The sequence below is a fragment of the Litoribacter ruber genome (genome assembly GCF_018500185.1).
Classification (GTDB): Bacteria; Bacteroidota; Bacteroidia; order Cytophagales; family Cyclobacteriaceae; genus Litoribacter; species Litoribacter ruber.
The window spans coordinates 1-2,078 of sequence record NZ_JAHBGI010000044.1 but is presented as its reverse complement, the minus strand read 5'-3'; the positions used below and the strand labels follow the sequence as shown (position 1 = coordinate 2,078).

Genomic DNA, 2,078 nt, shown 5'->3' with positions numbered 1-2,078 from the left:
CGCGAGGCGACGCCAAATTGAAATTGGTCACAAAGTCGAATAAGTTAAAAAATAAGTCGCACGAAGGGAAAAGGCCTCTTCGCGGAAGCAAATGGGTCACAAACCTGCCTGCCAGGCAAAGGCAGGGTCGAATAAGTAAAAAATAAGTAGCACCAAGGGGAAAGGGCTCAACGGCCTTTTCGGAGTTGGAATAAATGATTTTGGGGTACCAAGTACAACGTACCAGGTACCAGGTATTCGCGGCGGAGAGTTACGTTTGGGAGGCAAAGCCTCCATTTCTATCGTCCCGAGGCGCAGCCTCGGGACAACAGTTTTGATACCCCATCCGAAGAGCGAAGCTCGGAGGGAGGGTGCGAGAATAGGGGCGGTGAATGGCTTTGCCGCATTAAATGGGCTCCCAACCAACCTATGATGATGTGGATACTTTGTACTTGGTACCTGGTACTTGGTACCCATTTACCCACGTAAATAAAAGAGGCACTAAGGGCGCAAAGTCAAAAGGAAGAGCGCAAAGGTGTTTTTGTCCACGGTCCGCGGTCTATGGGACTTTAGCTTATACATCCAGGTTTAAATTATACCTCACAGATCTTCCCGCCCCTTCCTGAAGTAGGGCGCTGATTTGGTGAAGGTGTTGGAGGTCACGGGTGGCGGTGGCCTTTGAAACTTGGGTGATGGACATGTACTTTTTGGCGCTCATTCCACCGCTAAAACCAGCAGGTCCTGCATCGAACATTTTCCGGAGCACCTTCAGTTGACGCTCCTCCAACTTGTCTTGGTAGAGGTCAAAGTAGCGCGCTTTTTTCAGTGTAAAGGCCACCAGGTTCTTTGCATCGCGCTGGGCATCTATGACGATCTGAATGAAATACCTTAACCAATTTTGGATGTTCAGGGACCCTTGAGCTTCTTTTAAGGCTTCATAATAGGCGTTTTTGTCATTGGTGATGGTTCTGGAAAGGCTGAGGAGTACAGGGGCTTTAAGATTTTGGGACAAAGCCTTCTCGGCAATGGCCCTTCCAATCCTTCCGTTTCCATCCTCAAATGGATGAATACTTTCAAAAAACAGATGTGAAATAGCGGATTTAAGCAGTGCCTCCGTAATATCCTCATTGCCTGGGGTTATGGAGGAATTAAACCATTTCACAAACCTATCCATCTCGGCAGGGACCAGGTTTGAAGGAGGTGCTTCAAAATGGACTGTTTCTCTACCGAGTGGGCCGGAGATTACCTGCATGGCTTCTTGGCCTTTCCGCCAATCGCCTATTTCAAGATTTCTGGCTTTGCCCATCAACGCGGTATGCCAATCTTTTAGCATCTCGACACTCAAAGGTTTCATATAGGTTTTTCTTACCATTACCATGAGTTCCGAAATACCTGAGGCATTTCGGTCTTTGATTTTAATTGGATTGTGAGAAAGGCCCAGCTTGTTTTTGATGGAAGACATGACGTCTTCCCGGCTATAAAATTCCCCTTCTATTGCAGATGACTTGATGGCCTCGGAAACCATCATGTCTATCATGGTTTCCTCTTCCAATTTCTTTGACAACCCCAGGTTCAACCCCTTCATCTCGGCCCATTCAAAGCTGAATTCCGTGATCATTGCCCATAGATCATCTACATCATAGTGGAAGTTTGGCCAGTCTTTATGTTGCCAATTATATTGCATGAGCCAATTATTTAACTTAATCGGCTCAAATATAGTCAAATTATGAGCCGATTACAATGTATAATCGGCTCATAAAGTTTAGTAATCGCAAAGCGACGCAGGACTAAAAATGGGTCACGAAGGACACAAAGTTTTCACGAAGTTGCACAAAGGCCTCTTCGCGGAGAAAAGGATTTGGCGTTTAGGTGTTTATTTCCCGATCATCGCTGCGCGGATCGGGAGGTTTAGGGGTTTAGAAAAGCGCGAGGCGACGCTAGGCTGAAATTAAATGGGTAACGAAGGACACAGCTTGTCCCGAGCAGCGGAGCGAATCGGGAGGGGGCAGGGGGATGTGAAACGTGAATTAGGAGCGGAAAGACGAAGTAAATAGCTCCGGCGTTTAGAAGGTTATTTCCCGATCATCGCTTCGCGGATC

General features: G+C 47.1%; 1 protein-coding gene. It reads right to left on the bottom strand.

Annotated elements, in window-relative coordinates:
• Positions 1-553: 553 nt before the first annotated feature.
• Positions 554-1,663 (bottom strand): Fic family protein, encoded by a 1,110-nt coding sequence (locus KIH41_RS17995; protein ID WP_214163334.1) that lies wholly within the window; start codon positions 1,661-1,663, stop codon positions 554-556.
• Between the last annotated feature and the right edge of the window lie 415 nt (positions 1,664-2,078).

What these genes read in the sequence shown, in the direction of transcription:
- KIH41_RS17995 (WP_214163334.1), bottom strand. Translation starts at nt 1,663, where the DNA reads ATGCAATATAATTGGCAACATAAAGACTGGCCAAACTTCCACTATGAT.